The organism is Caballeronia sp. LZ003, from assembly GCF_031451465.1.
GTDB lineage: Bacteria > Pseudomonadota > Gammaproteobacteria > Burkholderiales > Burkholderiaceae > Caballeronia.
The window spans coordinates 1-1142 of the sequence record NZ_JARUXJ010000062.1 but is presented as its reverse complement, the minus strand read 5'-3'; the positions used below and the strand labels follow the sequence as shown (position 1 = coordinate 1142).

Sequence of the window (1142 nt, the reverse complement as noted above, 5' to 3'; positions counted from 1 at the left end):
GAGGAGCGCCTCCGAGCCTATCGTCGCGAACTGTTCGGCGCCAAGAGTGAAGCACGAGATTCTGATCAACTTGGCTTGTTCAACGAAGCCGAGGTGCTCGGCGCGAACAGCGCGGCCGCGCAGGAAGACACGCCGGAGACGACGGTCGCCGCGCAAAAGCGCAAGAAGCGCGGTCATCGCAAGCCGCTAGATCCGAATCTGCCGCGCGAGGTCGTGCGACACGAACTGCCCGAAGCCGAACGCTTCTGCACGAACGATGGGCACGCGCTCGTCGAGATAGGCGCGGAGATCAGTGAGCAGCTCGATGTGATCCCCGAGCAGCTTCGGGTGATCCAACACCAGCGCGTCAAATATGCGTGCCCTTGCTGTGACCTCGGCATCAAGGTCACGCCGGCGCCGCCGCGCATCATCGCGCGCGGACTGTTCAGCGAATCAGCGCTTGCATGGATCGCCACCGGCAAGTATCAGTTCGGCATGCCGCTGTATCGTCAGGCTGGTTTGCTGTGTCGCTTCGGCGGTGACATCTCGTCGAACACGATCGCCGCCAGCATGGTTCGCGTTGGCCTCGCGACCCAGCCCGTGATCAACTTGATGCGCGATGCGTTGCTCGAGGCAGAGCTGATCTACTGCGACGAAACAACGTTCCAGGTACTGAAAGAGAAAGGGAGAAAACCACAAACGAAGAGCTACCTCTGGGCGCAGATGACCGGCTCGGGCGTCCCTATCCGCTGCTTCAGCTATACACCTGGACGCGGCGCCAAGCTGGCCGACAAGCTGTTCACGAGCATCCGCAAGGGCGCGGTTCTCGTAACTGACGGCTACGAGCCCTACAACGACATCGCTCAACGCTACGACCTCGTGCACCTCGGATGTTGGGCGCACCTAAGGCGGTACTTCATCAAAGCGGAGGACAACGTGCCGAAAGTCGCGCGTTCCCCCGATCTGCTCGCGACACGCTTCATCACGCTGATCGGCAAGCTGTTCGCTGCGGAGGCCCGCTCTAAGAAATGGAAGCCTGAGCGACGACAGCGATTGCGACGGCGATACAGCACGCACATCCTCGACGCCATCTACGCCTTGGCGCTCGCGCAGTCGCCCGGCATCGTGCCAAAAAGTCTGCTTGGAAAGGCACTGACCTATCT

Annotated in this window: 1 protein-coding gene; it reads left to right on the top strand. The window is 61.3% G+C overall.

The features are described from left to right. Positions 1-1142: IS66 family transposase (gene tnpC / locus QCE79_RS32905; protein ID WP_309851637.1), on the top strand; the 1142-nt coding region annotated here is incomplete at both ends.